The following is a 16,350-nucleotide window of genomic DNA, read 5'->3' on the forward strand; positions in this document are numbered from 1 at the left end:
AGGAGAGAGACAATGTTGCACATTTATTGTCCGCACTGCGGCGAGTACCGGGAAGAAGAAGAGTTTCACTACGCTGGCGAGGCGCACATTGCCCGCCCGGCCGATCCCAATGCGCTGAGTGATGCCGAATGGGCCGAGTATCTGTTCATGCGCAAGAACGTGCGTGGCCTGCATCACGAGATGTGGTATCACGCCGCCGGTTGCCGCAAGTTCTTTAACGCCACCCGGCACACCGTGACCTATGAAATCAAGGAAACCTACAAGGTGGGCGAACAGCCGCAGCAAGGAGGCCAGTCATGAGCCAGCAGAACCGCATTCAGGGCAAGGGCCGGGTAGACGCCGGCAAGCCGCTCAACTTTATTTTCAACGGCAAGCGCTATCAGGGCCTGGCCGGTGACACCATCGCCTCGGCCCTGCTGGCCAACGGTGTGGACGTGGTCGGTCGTTCGTTCAAGTATTCCCGTCCGCGCGGCATCATGGCCGCCGGCGCCGACGAGCCGAACTGCATTCTGCAGGTGGGCAGTTCCGAAGCCACCATGATTCCCAACATTCGCGGCACCCAGGCCGAGCTCTATGACGGCCTGACCGCCGCCAGCACCAACGGCTGGCCGAACGTCGACAAGGACATCATGGGGGTGATGGGCAAGCTCGGTGGCAGCATGATGCCCCCCGGCTTCTACTACAAAACCTTTATGTACCCCCAGTCCATGTGGCCCAAGTATGAGCACCTGATCCGCAAGGCCGCCGGCCTGGGTCGCGTGCCCAACGAGCGGGACCCGGATACCTATGACAAGCTCAACCATCACTGTGACGTGCTGGTGGTAGGGGGCGGTGCCGCCGGCCTGACCGCGGCCCTGGCCGCCGGTCGCCGTGGCGCCCGAGTGATCCTGGTGGACGAGCAGAACGAGTTTGGCGGTCACCTGCTGCACGGCACTCAGAAAATCAACGGCCAGGCTCCGGCCGCCTGGGTTGAAGCGGCCGTGAGAGAGCTGGAAAACCTGCCCGACGTCACCCTGCTGCCCCGCAGCATCGCCTCCGGCTATTACGATCAGAACTTCGTCTCCGTGCTGGAGCGTCGTACCGATCACCTGGGTGAGCGTGTGTCCGGCAAGACCCGCCAGCGCCTGCACCGCATTCGCGCCGGCCGCGTGGTGTTGGCCACCGGTGCCCAGGAGCGTCCTCTGGTATTTGCCAACAACGATCTGCCCGGCTGCTTCGTGGCCAGCGCCTTGTCCACCTACGTCAATCGCTACGGCGTGGCCCCGGGTGAGCGCCTGGTGCTGATGACCTGCAACGATTACGGCTATCAGGCCGCCATCGACTGGCTGGACGCCGGCCGTGAAGTGGTGGCGGTGGTGGACAGCCGCGCCAACCCCAGCGGCGATCGCTACCAGCAGCTGAAGTCCCGTGGCGTCAAGATTTACACCGGCTACGGCCTGATTGAAGCCACCGGCAAGAAGCGGGTGAACGGCGCCAAAGTGGCCCCCATCACCAGCGACGGCAGCCGGGTGACCGGCGACGCCGTGTCCCTGAGCTGTGACACCATCGCCACCTCCGGTGGCTGGAGTCCGGTGGTGCACCTGACCGCCCACACCGGCTCTCGCCCGGTATGGAACGCCGACGTCATCGGCTTTGTGCCCGGTGAAACCGTGCAGAAGCAGTTGCTGGCCGGCGGCGTGCAGGGCACCTATGGCCTGTCTGCCGTACTCAACGAAGGCCTCAAGGCCGGCCGTGAAGCCGCCGAGGCCACCGGCTATGGCGAACTGGCCGCCCAGGTGGTGGATGCCGACGTCAACACCACGGATCCCCGCGAAGACCAGGCCCAGCCCCTGTTCCTGGTGCCTCACAGCCGTGCCGTGAGCCGGGCGCCCAAGCAGTTCGTCGACTACCAGAACGACGTGACCGCCGCCGGTATCGAGCTGGCCGTGCGCGAAGGCTTTGAGTCCATCGAGCACATCAAGCGTTACACCGCCATGGGTTTTGGTACCGATCAGGGCAAGCTCGGCAATATCAACGGCATGGCCATTGCCGCCAATGCCATGGGCAAGAGCATTCCGGAAACCGGTACCACCATATTCCGCCCGAACTACACCCCGATCACCATGGGCGCCTTTGCCGGCCGTGACGCGGGCCACCTGTTCGATCCGGCTCGGTTTAGCGCCATGCACGCCTGGCACGTGAAAAACGGCGCCGAGTTCGAGGACGTGGGCCAGTGGAAGCGTCCCTGGTACTTCCCCAAGGCGGGCGAAGACATGCACCAGGCGGTCAACCGCGAGTGTGTGGCCACCCGCACCAGCGTGGGCATTCTCGATGCCTCCACCCTGGGCAAGATCGACATTCAGGGCCCCGACGCCCGGGAATTCCTGCAGCGCATCTACACCAACGCCTGGGCCAAGCTCAATCCCGGTTTCTGCCGCTACGGCCTGATGTGTAAGGAAGACGGCATGGTGTTCGACGATGGGGTGACTTCATGCATCACCGACGAACACTTCATCATGACCACCACCACCGGCGGCGCCGCGGGCGTGCTGCAGTGGCTGGAGCTGTGGCACCAGACCGAGTGGCCGGAGCTGGAGGTGTATTTCACTTCCGTGACCGACCACTGGGCCACCATGACGGTATCCGGCCCCAACAGCCGTAAGGTGTTGGAAAAGGTCTGTGCAGACGTGGATCTGAGCGGCGACGCCTTTCCCTTTATGACCTGGAAGGACGCCACCATCGCCGGCGTGAAGGGGCGCATCTTCCGCATCTCCTTTACCGGTGAGCTGAGCTTTGAGATCAACGTGCAGGCCAACTACGGCATGCACGTGTGGGAAGCAGTGATGGAAGCAGGTGCCGAGTTCAACATCACCCCCTACGGCACCGAAACCATGCACGTGCTGCGGGCCGAGAAGGGCTTCATCATCGTGGGTCAGGACACCGACGGTTCGGTGACGCCGCAGGATCTGAACATGAACTGGTGTGTGGGCAAGAACAAGCCGTTCCCCTTCATCGGTCAGCGTTCCTGGAGCCGGGAAGACACCGCCCGCACCGATCGCAAACAGATGGTGGGGCTGAAGTGCAAGGAAGCCAAAACCGTGATTCCGGAAGGTGCCCAGATCGTGCTGGACCCCAACCATCCGCTGCCGATGCCCATGGTAGGTCATGTGTCGTCCAGCTACTACAGCGCCAACCTGGGCCACAACATCGCCATGGGTCTGGTCAAGGACGGCCTGAACCGAATGGGCCAAACCGTGTACTGCCCGCTGGCCGACGGCCGGGTGCTGGAAGCCGAAATCACCAGCCCGATTTTCTATGATCCCAAAGGAGAGCGTCAGCATGTCTAACAACACCGCCAAACTGAAAGAGGTAGAACGCCAGGTGCGGGTGGAATCCCCGCTGTATCACGCCAACCTGGAAGCGCTGGCCAAGCAGGATCAGCAAGGTGAGGTGGTGCTGCGCGAGAAGGCGTTCCTGGGCCACCTGGTGCTGCGCGGCAACGCCGGCAACGAGTTGTTCGCCAAAACCGTGGAAAAGGTGCTGGGCGTGGCGCTGCCCACCCTGGCTTGCAGCTCCGTCGAGAACGACAAGGTGCTGGTGCAGTGGCTGGCGCCCGATGAGTGGCTGATCATTACCGAGGGCGGTCAGGAAGGCCGCCTGCAGCAGAGCCTGCGCGAGCAGCTGTCCGGTCACTATGCCATTACCGACGTGAGCGGCGGCCAGACCGTGCTGGAGCTGTCCGGTCCCAAGGCGGAGATGGTGATCCGCAAGTCATGTCCCTATGACGTGCACCCGTCCAGCCTGCCCACCGGCAAGTGCGTGGGCACCGTGTTCGCCAAGGCCGGCGTACTGCTGCGTCGCACCGGCGCCGACAGTTTCGAGCTGGTGATTCGCCGCAGTTTCTCCGACTATCTGTGGATGTGGCTGCAGGACGCCAGCCGGGAATACGGCCTGGTGATCGGCAAGTAAGGGCGAAGTGCCCGGGTTCCCGCGGCGCGGGAATGACAACGGCGCCACTGCCCTTGCACGCCGTCAGTCCCCCCGCCGAGGCGGGGGCCATCTCAGGGCCGCGGATGGGTTGAGTCCGCGGTCACCAAATACACACCGCCATGGGAGGCACGGCATGAATCAGCAAGACAGCTATATCCTCACCGCCAGCTGCGAGAGCCGGCTGGGCACCGTGGATGCGGTCACCGGCTACCTGTATCAGCAGCAGTGCTATGTGGCGGACATGCAGACCTTTGACGACGCCCGCGCCGGCCGTTTCTTTATTCGCGTGGAGTTTCGCCGGCCCGAGCAGGGCGAGTTTGATGAAGCGGCGTTTCGCGACGGCTTTGCGTCCCGTGCCGACAAATACGGCATGGACTGGGAACTGACCGAGCGCAGCCGCCGGCCCAATGTGGTGATCCTGGTCTCCAAGTTTGATCACTGCCTCAACGATCTGCTGTATCGCTACCGCACCGGCCAGCTGGCCATCGAGATTCCGGCCATTATCTCCAATCACCCGGATCTGCAACGGCTGGCCGACTGGCATCATATTCCCTACTACCACCTGCCGATCACGGCCGATACCAAGGCGCAGCAGGAAGCCCAGTTGTGGAAGATTGTGCAGGAGTCCAACGCGGATCTGGTGGTGCTGGCGCGCTACATGCAGGTGCTGAGCCCGGATCTGTGCGACAAGCTGTCCGGCCGCGCCATCAACATTCATCACTCCCTGCTGCCCGGGTTCAAGGGCGCTCAGCCCTACCACCAGGCCTACGCCAAGGGGGTGAAACTGGTAGGGGCCACGGCTCACTACATCAACAACGAGCTGGACGAGGGCCCCATCATTACTCAGGGAGTGCAGGCGGTGGATCACAGCCATTACCCCGAAGAGCTGGTGGCCAAGGGCCGCGACATTGAATGCGTGACCCTGGCCCGAGCGGTTCAGTATCACATTGAAAAGCGAGTGTTCATGTACCAGGGCAAGACGGTGGTACTGGGCAGCTGACACTCATTGACCCTCGAATGCTCAGCATTCGGCATGTAAAAGGAGCCATCATGTCTCAGAAAATCACGGTACTGCGCGATACCCAGCCTCAGGTGCTGCTGGATGCCACCAAGTGGGAAAAACTGTCCGGTGACCCGCATACCGTTAACCTCAACGCCTACACCTCGGAAGACGGCAGCAAGATCATGGGTACCTGGATCTGCACCCCGGGCAAGTGGGCGGTGAACTACACCAAGTGGGAATACTGTGACTTCCGCGAAGGCTACTGCATTCTCACCCCCGAAGGCGGCGAGCCCATTCACCTCAAGGCCGGCGACATCTTCGTGGTGGAGCCGGGCTTTCAGGGCACCTGGGAAGTGGTGGAAACCGTACGTAAATATTTCGTGTTTGCCTGATCGGGCAACATTCCAGTCCTGTTTTCGGCCTGCCTTGCGCAGGCCTTTTTTGTTGGTTTAGTTTACCGGCTTGCAGCGCATTTCCGAGGCGTCATATCCCCACTGGATCATGGCTTCCCCCCGGTGCTCCCAGAAGCTTTCGTTACGGCCCTGGTAGCGGCTGCCGCTGGCGGCCGGCTGAGCATACATCAGTGACACGCTGTCGCCGTATTCGGCGATCAAGGTTGCAGGCTCGGTCTCGTAGAAAGTAACGACCACCTCGTTGGCGGGGGGGCCGTCACAGGCGAAACGGAACGGGCCGCGCTCGGGCACCAGTCGGTAGCGGGCCTGCAGTTCGGTGGTTCGCAGTCGGTACTGCTGCTGCACGCAAGCCTGCTTGTCTTCGTTTTTCCAGCATTCATTGCGGCCTTTGATCCAGCCCCGTTGCTCGGCCTTGAGCGTGGAGGGCTGTTCGTTGGCAGCCTTGGCCAGCGCCTGCTGGTAGATCCCGGCCAGTTTTCGGTCCTGGGCCGCCAGGCCGGCATCGGTGCAGATCATCGCTTCGATACTGTCGGGACGAATATCGTCACAGTTATACGACGGACCCTGCTTGAGCAGGGTATCGATATACGCACACCAGGCTTGGCCGTTGCGCTCGGGAACATTGCTTTGACCCTGGACTCCTAAGTGAAATTCCACCACCGATTTCCATTCCTCGGAGCCGGTGTCGGGGCCGTGACCCTGTCCGTCACCGGTATGGACCTTTTTCTCGACCCATTGCGCCCACTCGGGGGAACACAGTGGGGCGCCTTGGGCCCAGACAGGCAAGGCGGCAAATATCAGCAGTAATAACCCGTGTTTCATGACGAGAACCTCTCATTGGAGCGCAGGCTGCGAGCCTGCAAATTGGCGCGTGGACATTGAGCACCATGAGGGAGCTATTGCGGGCGAGTTGTCCGCGCTCCAACACCTTATTTTTTGTGCTTGCCGATGCCGTGATCCCTGAGCTTGTTGGCCACGGCGGTGTGGGAGATGCCCAGGCGTTTGGCCAGCAACCGGCTGGACGGGTATTCCGGATACAGCCGGGCCAGCAGCAGGCGCTCAAAGCCCTTGACCGCCTCTTCCAGCGAGCCTTCGCACAGGGCATCCAGCCCCGGCAGGCCGCTTTGCTCCGGCAGCGCCAAATCATTGATATCCAGTTCGTCTCCTTCCAGCAGGCTGATCGCCCGGTACAGGCAGTTGCCGAGCTGGCGCACGTTGCCGGGCCAGGGGTAATGCTGCAGGTAGTCCGCCAGCCTGGTCGACAGCCGGGGCTGGGGTCGCTCCAGCTCGGCGGCGTAGCGGGTGCACAGGTGCCGGGCCAGGGGCAGAATGTCCTTTTGCCGCTCCCGCAGCGAGGGCACCCGCAGGTTGAGCACGTTGAGCCGATAGAACAGATCCTGGCGAAACAGGCCCTGTTGCACCAGGGTGGCAAGATCCTGCTGGCTGGTGCAGATCACCCGAATGTCCACCTTGACCTCCTGCTCGTCCCCCAGCCTGCGAAACACGCCATCCTGCAGCACCCTGAGCAGTTTGCGCTGCAGCAGCGGCGACATCTCGCCGATTTCGTCCAGCAGCAGGGTGCCGCCGTTGGCCTGCTCCAGCACGCCGCGCTTGCCCTTTTCATTGTTGCCAAAGGCCCCGGGGGCATAGCCGAACAGTTCGTTCTCGGCGGCGTCGTCGGGAATGGCGGCACAGTTGAGCAGCATAAAGGGGCCTTCACCGCGCAGGCTGGCCCGGTGACAGGCGCGGGCCAGCTGTTCCTTGCCGGTGCCGGTTTCCCCCTGGATCAGCAGGGGCGCATCCAGCACCGCCAGCCGGCGGGCTTCCCGCAGCAGCTCGGTCATGGCCGGGCTGTGGGCGATAAAGTCGTCGAAATGCGTGGACTCCCGATGGCGCATGGCCTTGAAGTGCTGGCCGATGCGCCAGGCCGACTTGAACACCACCACGGCGCCGGCCAGGCTTTGCTCGCCCGACTCTTCGGTCACCCAGATGGGCAGAAAGTCCGCCAGCCAGGGTTGGCCTTCAATGGTGACCTTTTCACTGAGCGGTCGAGGCTGGTCCTGCTCCAGCCAGCGGCTGACAAAGACGCCTTTCAGCCGAGGGCCCAGGGGCTGTTGCAGCAACTGGGCCTGGGGCTGGTCGAGCAGGGCGCAGGCGGCGTCGTTGGCCAGGGTGATGCGGCCCTTTACATCCACCGCCACCACGGCGTCGGGCAGCACCTTGAGCAGGGCGGCAATGGCGTTGTGCTCCTGTTCCGAGGGCATGCAGGCGATGGTCTGCACGTCGTGCACCCCCGGCAGGCGGCGAATGGCCGGCATCAGGTGCTGCAGCTCGGCAAAGGCGAGGGCGGGAAAGTTGAGATAGATAATGCCGCTGGTGTCGATCTCGATGCCGCGCAGATCGATGCGGTGCTCCACCAGAATGTTGAGCAACTCCCGGGTCAGGCCCAGGCGGTCTTCACAATTTACTTTCAGGCGCATGGAAAGGAATGACAGGGTGAACAGGCTGTAAATAATACCTTACACTAAGACCGGCAGGCGAATGAAGTCGGCATAAAACGTGACAAAGCCGTTTTTTGCCGCCGTTGAAGGTTTACCTCGGGGCCCGGTTCGTCCATGCTTGCCGGTCCGTGCGGTGGTCGTGGCACCTGCACGCTATTCAATATCAAAAACAGCAAGTATTTTTCAGGTGAAGTAATGAGCGAAGCGGTTTTCAGTACGGTCAAGTCGTCCCAGGTGATCCTCAAGGAACTGATGGTGCCTTCCTATGCCAATTTCGGCGGCAAGGTGCACGGTGGCATTATTTTGTCGCTGATGGACAAGATTGCCTACACTTGTGCCGCCAGCCATGCCAAGGGCTATTGTGTGACCGCCTCGGTCGATTCGGTGGACTTTCTCAACCCGGTGGAAGTGGGTGAGCTGCTGACCCTGTACGCGTCGGTCAACTACGTCGGCAAGAGCTCGATGGAGGTGGGTATCAAGGTGGTGTCGGAAGACTTTAAAAAGGGCATCGTCAAGCACACCAACACCTCCTATTTCACCATGGTGGCGCTGGATGAGCAGACCCGCAAGCCCACCTCGGTGCCCGGCCTGGTGCTGGAAGACGAGCAGGAAATTCGTCGCTTCGTCATGGGCAAGCTGCGCAAGAAGCTGCGCCGGGCCCACCAGCAGGAGATTGCCGATCTGCGCCAGGCCCTGAGCCTGGATCAGGAAAGGGCCGAGCTGGAAGGAGAAAACTGCCAGCTGGCGCTGTGAGGTGAGCAGCAAGTACCGCCGGTTGGCGCGCCAGATACAGGAACAAATTGAGTCTGGTATCTGGCAGCCCGGCGATCGGCTGCCCTCCTTGCGGGAAACCGCCGGCCGTTCCGGCTTCAGCCTGATGACGGTGCACAGCGCTTATCAGTTGCTGGAAAGCGAGGGCTGGATACTGGCACAGCCCCAGTCCGGCTACCGGGTGGCGCCGCGCCAGCACAGTCCGGCCCACGCCGCCCGGCCGGCCCTGCATGCCGCCGAGTCGGTGGACATCAACGCCTTTATCTTCAATGTATTGCAGGCGGGCCAGCGGCCCGACTGCGTCGCCTTTGGCTCGGCCTTTCCCCATTCCTCGCTGTTTCCGCGGGAACAGCTGGCGCGCTCCCTGAGCCGGGTGGCCCGGCGGCTGGATCCGGCCCAGCAACTGGTGTTGCCGCCGGGCTGTGCCGAGCTGCGCCGGGCCCTGGCCCGGCGCTATGCGGCCCGGGGCATGGCGGTGTCGCCGGACGACATCGTGATCACCTCGGGGGCACTGGAGGCCCTCAACCTGAGCCTGCAGGCGCTGACCCGGCCCGGAGACTGGGTGGTGGTGGAGGCGCCGGCGTTTTATGGTGCCCTGCAGGCGATTGAACGCCTGCAGCTGAAGGCGCTGGCGGTGCCGGTGGACTCGGAGCGGGGGCTGGATCTGGACGCCCTGGCCGATGCCCTGGGGCGTTACCCGGTCAGGGCCTGCTGGCTGATGAGTCATTGTCAGAACCCGCTGGGAGCCAGCCTGGACGGGGAGGCGCGCACCCGGTTGCTGGCGCTGCTTAACCGCCACGGCGTGCCCCTGGTCGAGGATGATGTCTATGCCGAGCTCTATCACGGCGAGCAGGCGCCGTTGCCGCTGCGGGCCCAGGATGAGGGTGTGCTGCACTGTTCTTCCTTTTCCAAGACCCTGGCTTCGGGCCTGCGCATCGGCTGGGTGGCGGCGGGGGCCCGAGCCCCGGCGATTCAGCGGCTGCAGCTGATGAGCACCCTGACGACCAGTGCACCCATGCAGCTGGCACTGGCCGACTACCTGGGATCCCACCATTACGACCGCCACCTGCATACCCTCAGGCGTGAACTGGCCCGGCGCAAGCAGCGGTTTTACCAGGCCCTGTGCCGGCACCTTCCGGCCGAAGTGCGAGTGCATGCCAGCCGGGGTGGTTACTTTCTGTGGCTGAGCCTGCCGCCGGGACTGGACGCCACCGAACTTTACCGGCGCGCCCTGGCCGAGGACATCACCATAGCCCCGGGGCGCATGTTCGCCGCCGGAGAGCAGTTTCGGCACTGCTTTCGGCTCAATGTGTCACTGCCCTGGAACTCCCGCAGCGAAGCGGCGGTGGAGCGCCTTGCGGTCCTGATACAGGGACTGCTTTCCCCGGTCTGAACGGCCACTGTTATGGTTTTCTGAGCATGGCCGGCACAACTGTTATGGTTTTTTGGCCTCGACTGTTTATGTAGCCAGGGGCTACCCCGTGCTCTACTGCGTACCCTGCCGGCCTGTTGCCGGAGAGTGAACCACAACGCAAGTGAGCCTTATGAACGACACTTCCTCCCGAATCGACGTCAAGGTGTGTACCGACGTGTCCCGGCCCCGTGATCAGGGGCATATCTATGTACGGGCCCAGCAGGGCCGCTGGCAACGGTTGCGCCGCCAGCTGGGCTGGGGGCTGATGCTGCTGTTCCTGGCCGGGCCCTGGCTGCGCTGGAACGGTGCCCAGGCAATATTGCTCGACTGGGAAGCCCAGCGGTTTCACCTGTTCGGCATGACCATCTGGCCCCAGGATCTGACCTTGCTGGCACTGTTGCTGATGGTGGCGGCCTTTGCCCTGTTTTTTATCACCGCCTGGCTGGGACGGGTCTGGTGCGGCTACCTGTGTCCGCAAACGGTATGGACCTTCTGGTTTATCTGGGTGGAAGAAAAGCTGGAAGGCAGTGCCAACCGGCGGCGGCGGCGGGATCAGGAAGCCTGGAGTGTCGACACGTTGTTGCGCAAGGGCGGCAAGCACCTGATCTGGTGGCTGATAGCGCTGCTGAGTGGTTTCTCCTTTATTGCCTATTTCACCCCCGCCGCCGAGTTGGCCACCGGCCTGCTGACGGGGTCGGCGGGAGCCTGGCCCACTTTCTGGGTGTTGTTGTTCGCCCTTTGTACCTACCTCAACGCGGGCTGGATGCGTACCCTGATGTGCACGCACATGTGTCCTTATTCCCGCTTTCAGTCGGCCATGTTTGACGCCGATACCCTGAGCGCCGCCTACGATGCCGGCCGTGGCGAGGCCCGGGGACCGCGGGCACGCAAGGCCGATCACCGTGCCCAGGGGCTGGGGGACTGCATCGACTGCAACCTCTGCGTGCAGGTGTGTCCGGCGGGCATCGACATTCGCGACGGCCTGCAGTACGAGTGCATCAACTGCGGCGCCTGCATTGATGCCTGCGATCAGACCATGAACCGCATGGGCTACCCCCTGGGACTTATTCGGTACGCCAGCGAAAATGAGCTGGCCGGCCAGGGCGTGACCCGCCGGCGACTGCGCATGTGGGCCTATGCCGCCGTCATGGTTGCCATGCTGGGGCTGATGTTGGCGGCGGCGCTGCTGCGTGAGCCGCTTGCTTTGGAAGTGTTGCGGGATCGCAATGAGCTGTATAGGGAGACCCTTTCGGGCCGAATTGAAAACACCTATACCCTGAAGGTGGCGAACAAGACCCAGCAGCCGCAAACCATATTGCTGGAGGTGGAAGGGCTGGTGCAGCCGGACTGGCGCGGCCAGCGGCAATGGCAGTTGGCACCGGGGGAGATGCGGCTGGTGCCGGTCAGCCTGTCGGTGGCCGACGGCAGCCTGATTCGCCCGGTGCAGGCCATTGAGTTCGTGGTGCGCCACCGGGGTGATGAAGTCCGTACCGACAGCCGCTTTTTCGGACCTCGGCCCTGAGCCCGGCCGGCGCTGCCGGCCGCATCAGACGCTTTTCAGGGTGCGGCGCAGGGGTGTGATGTTGTCGCCGGCGTGAGTCTGCAGCTGATGTTCGAGCTCTGCCATCCACTGCCGGTGCAACTCCTGGAGTTCGTTGAAACGGAACAGCGCCTGTTGCTGCTTGCCGCCGGCGTGGAGCTGGCGCAGCTCGGCGGCCAGGCCGTGGAGCTGGCGGTGCAGCTTGGCCAGGGAAGTCAGCCGCTCCTGCTCTTCCGTGCCGCAGTCGCGGTACCAGAGTCCGAACCGGCACTGCTGGGCATTCAGCTCGGGCCAGCCCCGGCCCGGGTGGTGCAGGGTGGTGCGAATGGACTCGAGCCAGGCGGCATGTTCAATACCCGCATACAGCAAGGGCAGGCGGGCCCGCTCCACCTTTGGCAGGGTGGCCCAGTGGGGCTCCGGCTGCCATTGTTGCACCCAGCCGGCGAGGTCGGCGGCTGGCATGGGCCGAGCGATGCCATAGCCCTGGGCCAGCTCGCAGCCAATGCGCAGCAGCATGTCGCCGTGGGTTTTGGTTTCCACCCCTTCCGCCAACACCTGCAAATCAAAGGCATCGGCCAGGCTGAGCACACCGTCGAGTATGGTCAGATCCTCCGGGTCTTCTAGAATGTCGCGCACGAAGCTCTGATCCACCTTGACCGTGGAGGCGGGTAGTCGTTTCAGGTAGGTCAGGGACGAGTAACCGGTTCCAAAGTCATCCAGCGACAGGCCCACGCCCAGGGCCCGACAATCGCTCAGCCGTTCGGCGATCTGTGCCAGATCGCCAAGGGCACTGGTTTCCAGTACCTCCAATTCCAGCATGGTCGGGTCGATGTCCGGGTAGTGGCCGAGCAGCCGGCGTAGCTGATCGGCAAAGTCCGGCTGCCTGAGCTGGCGGGCGCCGACGTTGACGCTGACGGGAAAGTCCAGCCCGGTGCCGCGCCATTCGCGCAGCTGTTGCAGGGCCGAGTCGATGACCCAGTTGCCCAGGTCGACGCTAAGGGCGTGATCCTCGATGGCCGGTAGGAAATGGGAAGGCGGCAGCAGTCCCTTGTCGGGATGCTGCCAGCGGATCAGGGCCTCGGTGCCGAGCACTTCGCCGGTGCGCAGGTTGACCTTGGGCTGGTAATGAAGCACGAATTCTCCCCGCTGCAGGGCGGTGCGAATGCGCTCCAGGCTTTCATGATGGCTGCGCATGTCCCTGTCCTGCTCGGTGTCGAACAGGTGGTAGCGGTTTTTTCCCGCCAGCTTGGCCTGATACATGGCCTGATCGGCCTGGCGTAGTAGCTGATCCGGCGCCAGATCTTCGGCCTGGGGGTAAAAAGTGACCCCCAGGCTGGCGGTCACCCTGAGTCTAAGATGGCCGACCGTCACCGGCCGGGCGGTGGCCTCCAGCAGGCGTTCCAGCAGTGGGGCGCACTCCTCACCGGGCAAATCCAGCAGTATGGCCACAAATTCGTCGCCGCCCACCCGGGCCAGAGTATCACCTTCGCGTACCGCGTCCTTCATGCGCCGGGCCGTGGTGGCCAGCACCTTGTCGCCGGTGGCGTGGCCGTGGCTGTCGTTGATGTGTTTGAAACCGTCCAGATCCAGGTAGACCACCGCCAGCGACTGGCCATGGCGTCGGGCCTGGGACATGGCCTGATACAGTCTGTCCGAGAGCATCAGCCGGTTGTGCAGCTTGGTAAGCGGGTCAAACTGCGCCAGCTGGCGCAGCTGTTGCTCGCTATTTTTCAGCGGTGTGATGTCGGTGCGAATGCCGAGCAGGCCGACCACGTCTTGCTGTTCGGGATCGTCAAAGATGGGCGCCTTGATGTCGAGGAATACGGTGCTGTGGCCATCCTTGCCGACGATCTCCACCTCTTCGGTGCTGAGCTCGCCGCCCAGTACCCGCCTGTCGGACTCGCGCACGCGCAGGGCGGCGTCCTCGGGAAAAAACTGTTCGTCAAGGCTGCCCTGCAGGGTGCTGGCATTGCAGCCGAACAGCTCCAGGGCGGCACGGTTGGCGTAGGTATAGCGGAAGCGGGTGTCCTTCATGTAAATGAAGGAGGGCACGTGATCCAATGCTTCGCGAAAATGGCGGGCCTGATTGCTGGCTGCCTGCAGCGCCAGCTCGGTCTGTTTGTTGACCGTAATATCGGTGAGCACGCCGCACCAGCTGGTGGCACCGTCGGTTTCCCGCCGGGGCAGAGCGTCGCCCAGCAACCAGCGGGGTTGTTCGTTCGGGCCGCGCACTCGAAACTCATGTCGCCAGGGGGTGAGCTCGCGGGACGACAGCCGCATGCTGTCGGTGACCGCCTCCATGTCGTCGGGGTGAATGGCATCAAAAAAGGCGTTGGCGCTTTCCGCGGCCTGCTGCGGGCTGATGCCGTAGACCTGGCGAATGCCTTCACTGGCATAGGGAAAGGAACTGCGGCCATCGGTGCCGAAGCGATATTCAAATACCACGCCGGGGACCCGGGCGGCGATGTTTTGCAGCCGGTTCAGCAGCTTTTCCACCTGACGTTCACGCTGGCGGATTTCGTCGGTCAGTTGTTCGGCCAGTGCCAGGGCCCGAGTGCGGGTGGTCATGGTCGAGCGCAGCAGTAACAGCAACAGCAGGGTCAGGGTAAGGCCGGCGGCCAGGGTCAGCAGGCTGCGGGTATAGCCCACGGCAAGGGCGGGGGCGAGGTGTTCAAACACCAGCAGCCACTGGTGGCCATTGAAATTGACAAAGCGCCGCTCCACAAAGGGCCCGGCGGCGCGGCCGGGGCTGCCTTGCTGAAACAGCAGGCGGGACGGGGTCATGGTGTTGCCACTGTAGACCCGCAGGCCCAGCCACTGGGCGTTATCAAACTGATGGTTCTCGAGCAGGCCGCCGATCAGCTCCGACATGCTGAAACCGGTGAATACCCAGCCCTGAAACCGGGTGGCGCGAGGGCTGGTGGCATGGCCCGGAGCATAGACCGGTTGCAGCATCATGTAGCCCGAGCCTTCGGCGTGTTGATGACCGAGCAGTACCGGGCGGCCGTTGTCTCTGGCCTGGAACATGGCCCGCCGGTGCTCAGGGTCGCTCAGTAGATCAAAGCCCGGCTGGTGGTAAGTGTGTTGAGCAAAGGTCTCGAGGTGCAGCACATAACCGTAGGCGTCCCGCTTGCCGGGGGGATGAATACGGTGCTCGGGCAGTCGGTTACGGCGCAGTTCAGCGAGGTGGGCTCGGCGTTCGGACTCGCGTACAAAGCGGGCAAAACCCAGCTCCTCCATGCCCTTGAGCGCGGTGTTGTCATGCATGCTTTCGGTAAACCGGCGCCACTCGTCCGCGGTAATGGCTTCCGATGCCCCGTGCAGGGCGACCCCGCCACGGCCGACGAGGGCGTAGGCAAACAGGCGTTCCTCCACCTTGAGGCTGAGCTGATCGGCCACCGCGGCAAAGCGGTTGGCGGCCTGGGTCTCGCTGGCTTGTTGCAGCTGCCATGCCGCCAGCCCGGTAAACAGCAGGCCGCCGGCCAGCAACAGCCGGCTCAGCAGAGAAAGGCGGGTAGGGGGGGAGAGAAACATCACCGCTGCTCGTTATTGTTTGATTTGTAGACCGTAATGGTAGCAAGGGCCGGAGTCGAACTACCATGTCGGGGGCACATTAATCGTAAAAAGCGGCCCGTTATCACAACGGGCCGGGCAGTTCAGGGTGCCGGGTTGGGATATTGCTGATGAATGTCGGCAATGCCTTGTTGCAGCTCCTCGGTCAGCACCACATGGACACTGTCGAGGTTTTCCTTCAACTGGGTCAGGCTGGTGGCGCCAATCAGGTTGCTGGTGACAAAAGGCCGGGTGTTGACGAAGGCCTGGGCCAGCTGGGTGGGGGTAAGGCCATGCTGTCGGGCCAGGGCTACATAGGCGCTGGTGGCGGCCCGTGAGGCGGCACCGTTGTAACGCTGAAAACGATTATACAGGGTGAGTCGGGCCCCTTCGGGCTGCGCGCCGTTTTCGTATTTGCCGGTGAGCATGCCAAAGGCCAGGGGTGAGTAGGCCAGTAGCCCCACTTGCTCGCGCAGGGAGAATTCGGACAGGCCGATTTCATAGGTGCGGTTGAGCAGGTTGTAGGGGTTCTGAATGCCCTGAATGCGCGGATAGTTGTGGCGCTCGGCTTCCCGCAGAAACTGGTGTACACCCCAGGGGGTTTCATTGGACAGGCCAATGTGGCGGATTTTGCCGGCCTTGACCAGCTCGTCGAGCACCGCCAGGGTTTCGGCAATGGGCACGGTATCGGCATCGTCGAGCTGCTCAAAGCCGAGCTGGCCGAACATGTTGGTGCGGCGATCGGGCCAATGCAGCTGATAAAAGTCGACATAGTCGGTCTGCAGCCGGCGCAGGCTGTCATCCAGGGCCTTAACGATATTGGCCCGGTCCAGCATGGGCTTGCCGTCGCGAAAGTAGGACGGACGCTTGGGGTCGTGGGCCCGGCCCACCACCTTGGTGGCCAGTACCACTCGGTCACGGCAGCCCCTGGCCGCCAGCCAGTGGCCAATCATGGTTTCGGTGGCGCCTTGAGTGTGCTCCCGCGGGGGGATGGGATAGAGCTCGGCGGTGTCGATGAGGTTGACGCCATGGTCCATGGCCATGTCGAGCTGGGCGTGGGCCTCGGCCTCACTGTTTTGCTCGCCCCAGGTCATGGTGCCGAGGCCGATGAGGCTGACGTCGATATCGGTATTGCCCAGTTTTCGGTATTGCATAGCGCTCCCCGTGGGTTGGTTGCGTGTTTTTTG

Annotated in this window: 12 protein-coding genes; 8 read left to right on the forward strand and 4 right to left on the reverse strand. The window is 63.1% G+C overall.

Annotated elements, in window-relative coordinates; translation table 11 throughout:
* Window positions 1-12: 12 nt before the first annotated feature.
* The 5 genes from OJHNALOF_RS13995 to OJHNALOF_RS14015 all read left to right on the forward strand — a co-directional run bounded on the left by OJHNALOF_RS13995 (window position 13) and on the right by OJHNALOF_RS14015 (window position 5,364).
* On the forward strand, window positions 13-300 hold the full coding sequence (locus tag OJHNALOF_RS13995) for a sarcosine oxidase subunit delta (protein WP_165662400.1): 288 nt from the start codon (window positions 13-15) through the stop codon (window positions 298-300).
* On the forward strand, window positions 297-3,326 hold the full coding sequence (locus OJHNALOF_RS14000; RefSeq protein WP_165662401.1) for a sarcosine oxidase subunit alpha family protein: 3,030 nt from the start codon (window positions 297-299) through the stop codon (window positions 3,324-3,326). Before OJHNALOF_RS13995 ends, OJHNALOF_RS14000 begins: the two co-directional genes overlap by 4 nt.
* Entirely contained in the window at window positions 3,319-3,948 is a 630-nt protein-coding gene (locus OJHNALOF_RS14005) for a sarcosine oxidase subunit gamma (protein ID WP_165662402.1), read from the forward strand. Before OJHNALOF_RS14000 ends, OJHNALOF_RS14005 begins: the two co-directional genes overlap by 8 nt.
* Before the next feature lie 154 nt (window positions 3,949-4,102).
* Window positions 4,103-4,969 carry a formyltetrahydrofolate deformylase gene (purU, locus tag OJHNALOF_RS14010; protein WP_094199002.1) on the forward strand — a complete coding sequence of 289 codons (867 nt, stop codon included), beginning with the start codon at window positions 4,103-4,105 and terminating at the stop codon, window positions 4,967-4,969.
* A 50-nt stretch (window positions 4,970-5,019) separates the two neighbouring features.
* The gene (locus OJHNALOF_RS14015) at window positions 5,020-5,364 is read left to right on the forward strand and encodes a cupin domain-containing protein (RefSeq protein ID WP_094199003.1); all 345 of its coding nucleotides are present in this window, start codon (window positions 5,020-5,022) and stop codon (window positions 5,362-5,364) included.
* A gap of 57 nt (window positions 5,365-5,421) precedes the next feature.
* Here the strand turns inward: OJHNALOF_RS14015 and OJHNALOF_RS14020 are convergent, their stop codons facing one another.
* Together OJHNALOF_RS14020 and tyrR are read right to left on the reverse strand one after the other, a co-directional pair.
* Window positions 5,422-6,207, reverse strand: a complete 786-nt coding sequence (locus tag OJHNALOF_RS14020; protein WP_165662403.1) for an MliC family protein — start codon at window positions 6,205-6,207, stop codon at window positions 5,422-5,424.
* Window positions 6,208-6,314: 107 nt separating this feature from the next.
* The gene (gene tyrR / locus OJHNALOF_RS14025) at window positions 6,315-7,865 is read right to left on the reverse strand and encodes a transcriptional regulator TyrR (RefSeq protein ID WP_165662404.1); all 1,551 of its coding nucleotides are present in this window, start codon (window positions 7,863-7,865) and stop codon (window positions 6,315-6,317) included.
* A 216-nt stretch (window positions 7,866-8,081) separates the two neighbouring features.
* Between tyrR and OJHNALOF_RS14030 the strand changes: the two genes are divergently transcribed.
* The 3 genes from OJHNALOF_RS14030 (at window position 8,082) to ccoG (ending at window position 11,593) form a co-directional block, all read left to right on the forward strand.
* Window positions 8,082-8,639 (forward strand): acyl-CoA thioesterase, encoded by a 558-nt coding sequence (locus OJHNALOF_RS14030; RefSeq protein WP_094199006.1) that lies wholly within the window; start codon window positions 8,082-8,084, stop codon window positions 8,637-8,639.
* Between the two features lies 1 nt (window position 8,640).
* Window positions 8,641-10,050, forward strand: coding sequence for a PLP-dependent aminotransferase family protein (locus OJHNALOF_RS14035; protein WP_094199007.1), 1,410 nt, complete (start codon window positions 8,641-8,643; stop codon window positions 10,048-10,050).
* Window positions 10,051-10,201: 151 nt separating this feature from the next.
* Window positions 10,202-11,593 (forward strand): cytochrome c oxidase accessory protein CcoG, encoded by a 1,392-nt coding sequence (ccoG, locus tag OJHNALOF_RS14040; RefSeq protein WP_165662405.1) that lies wholly within the window; start codon window positions 10,202-10,204, stop codon window positions 11,591-11,593.
* Window positions 11,594-11,617: 24 nt separating this feature from the next.
* Here ccoG and OJHNALOF_RS14045 read toward each other — a convergent pair whose 3' ends face one another.
* Window positions 11,618-15,145, reverse strand: coding sequence for an EAL domain-containing protein (locus OJHNALOF_RS14045; protein ID WP_165662406.1), 3,528 nt, complete (start codon window positions 15,143-15,145; stop codon window positions 11,618-11,620).
* 122 nt (window positions 15,146-15,267) lie between these two features.
* Window positions 15,268-16,317: an NADP(H)-dependent aldo-keto reductase gene (locus OJHNALOF_RS14050; protein ID WP_094199010.1), complete on the reverse strand. Its 1,050-nt coding sequence runs from the start codon at window positions 16,315-16,317 to the stop codon at window positions 15,268-15,270.
* Window positions 16,318-16,350: the final 33 nt, after the last annotated feature.

Origin of the sequence: Oceanimonas sp. MB9 (assembly GCF_011319775.1) — a bacterium.
GTDB classification, from domain to species: domain Bacteria; phylum Pseudomonadota; class Gammaproteobacteria; order Enterobacterales; family Aeromonadaceae; genus Oceanimonas; species Oceanimonas doudoroffii.